At 58.9% G+C, this 2496-nt stretch carries 2 protein-coding genes; both read left to right on the top strand.

What is annotated here, in order from left to right:
• Positions 1–112 precede the first annotated feature (112 nt).
• The gene (gene istA / locus EP380_RS23335; protein WP_127601222.1) at positions 113–1639 is read left to right on the top strand and encodes an IS21 family transposase; all 1527 of its coding nucleotides are present in this window, start codon (positions 113–115) and stop codon (positions 1637–1639) included.
• On the top strand, positions 1629–2441 hold the full coding sequence (gene istB, locus EP380_RS23330; protein ID WP_127601220.1) for an IS21-like element helper ATPase IstB: 813 nt from the start codon (positions 1629–1631) through the stop codon (positions 2439–2441). Before istA ends, istB begins: the two co-directional genes overlap by 11 nt.
• Positions 2442–2496: the final 55 nt, after the last annotated feature.

Raw genomic sequence — 2496 nt, 5'->3', positions numbered from 1 at the left:
TGTTGATTGCCACTGAGAACTGACCCGGCGTGGCCTGATATTTCCATTGAGAATTGACCCATGTTCCAACCTTCCCTCGCATGTTTTCAGCGGGGGCTATGGAGTGATCGACATGGCGTTATTGAGCGTGATCCGACGCTGGCATTTTCGAGAGCATCAATCGATCCGGGAGATTTGCCGCAGGACCGGCCTGTCCCGGAATACGATCCGCAAATACCTGCGCCTGGACGGCGTGGAGCCGAAGTTCAAGGTCCCTGAGCGGCCGAGCAAGCTTGATCCATTTGCGGATCGCTTGTCGGCCTGGCTGAAGACGGAATCCAAAAAGGGCCGCAAGCAGAAGCGGACGATGAAGCAGTTGCACGCCGATCTGGTGAGCCTCGGCTACGAGGGGTCCTACAATCGCGTGGCAGCATTTGCTCGGGAATGGCGTGATGATCGACAGCGGGAACAGCAGACGACGGGCCGCGGGACATATGTGCCCTTGGCGTTCGACCCCGGTGAAGCCTTCCAATTCGACTGGTCGGAAGATTGGGCCATCATTGGCAATGAGCGCACCAAACTACAGGTGGCGCACACGAAGCTGAGCTACAGCCGGGCCTTCATCGTGCGGGCCTATCTCCTGCAGACGCACGAGATGCTGTTCGATGCCCACAATCATGCATTCCGCGTGTTCGGAGGTATCCCGGGACGTGGCATTTACGACAACATGCGCACCGCGATCGACAAGGTCGGCCACGGCAAAGAGCGTGACGTCAATGTCCGCTTCCAGGCGATGGCCAGCCACTACCTGTTCGAACCCGAGTTCTGCAATCCGGCTTCCGGCTGGGAGAAGGGACAAGTCGAGAAGAACGTGCAGGATGCGCGTCATCGCTTCTTTCAACCGATCCCGCGCTTTCCATCACTGGAGGCCCTGAACGATTGGCTTGAGCAGCGTTGCAAGGAGTTCTGGGCCAAGACGCCCCACGGTCAGATGCGCGGCACCATTGCCGACATCTGGGCGGAGGAAGTACCCGCGCTTATGCCTGTTTCCAGACCTTTCGATGGGTTTGTCGAATACACCAAGCGTGTTTCTCCGACCTGCCTCGTGCATCTGGAGCGTAATCGCTACAGCGTCCCGGCATCCTTCGCCAATCGGCCGGTGAGCCTACGGGTTTACCCAGACCGTATTGTGGTCGCCGCAGAAGGACAAATCGTTTGCGAGCATCGTCGCGTCATTGACCGATCTCATGATCGGCCGGGACAGACGATTTACGACTGGCGGCACTATCTGGCGGTCGTGCAGCGCAAGCCAGGTGCGCTTCGCAATGGCGCACCGTTCGCCGAACTCCCCGATGCATTCCGGACCTTGCAGCAATACCTGCTGAAGAAGCCGGGTGGCGATCGGGAGATGGTCGATATCCTTGCGCTCGTCCTTCAGCACGATGAACAGGCCGTCCTGTCGGCGGTCGATATGGCACTGAAGTCCGGCGTTCCAACCAAGACGCATGTGCTGAACCTGCTGCATCGTCTCGTCGACGGCAAATCCTTCACGCCGCCGACCATCGATGCGCCGCAAGCCCTGACGCTCGTGAACGAGCCAAAGGCCAATGTCGAACGATACGATGCCCTGAGAAAGACGGAGGCCCGCCATGCGTCATAATCCAGCAAGCGGCGCGATCGTCATCATGCTGCGGCAACTGAAGATGCACGGCATGGCACAAGCCGTCGGCGAACTGACGGAGCAAGGATCGCCGGCGTTCGAGGGAGCCATTCCGATCCTGTCGCAGCTCTTGAAAGCGGAAACAGCCGAACGGGAGGTGCGGTCGACTGCATATCAGCTCAAGAGCGCCCGCTTTCCTGCCTATCGTGATCTGAATGGCTTCGATTTTGCCAGCAGCGAGATCAACGAGGCGCTCGTGCGCCAGCTTCACCGCTGCGAGTTCCTCGACGACGCCAACAACATTGTCCTAGTCGGCGGTCCCGGCACGGGCAAGACGCACATTGCTACGGCGATCGGTGTCCAGGCCATTGAGCACCACCATAAGCGGGTCCGGTTCTTCTCGACGGTCGAGCTGGTCAACGCGCTGGAACAGGAAAAGGCGCAAGGACGGTCCGGCCAGATCGCCAATCGGCTCGTCCACTCCGATCTCGTCATCCTCGATGAGCTCGGTTACTTGCCGTTCAGCGCGTCGGGCGGTGCGATGCTGTTCCACCTGCTCAGCAAACTCTACGAGCGAACCAGCGTCATCATCACGACGAACCTCAGCTTCAGCGAATGGGCCAGCGTCTTCGGTGATGCCAAGATGACCACGGCATTGCTCGATCGGCTTACCCATCATTGCCACATCCTTGAAACCGGAAACGACAGCTTCCGCTTCAAGAACAGCTCTGCGCACGACACCAAAACGACAAAGGAGAAAACGAGGAACTTGACCACGACCGCAGACCCGAAACATACCTAACAGGCGGGTCAATTCTCGGTGGAAACGCCGGGTCAGTTCTCAGTGGCAATCAACA

The sequence above is a fragment of the Nitratireductor alexandrii genome, from assembly GCF_004000215.1.
GTDB classification, from domain to species: domain Bacteria; phylum Pseudomonadota; class Alphaproteobacteria; order Rhizobiales; family Rhizobiaceae; genus Mangrovimarina; species Mangrovimarina alexandrii.
This window is presented reverse-complemented; position numbering and strand designations above follow the sequence as displayed.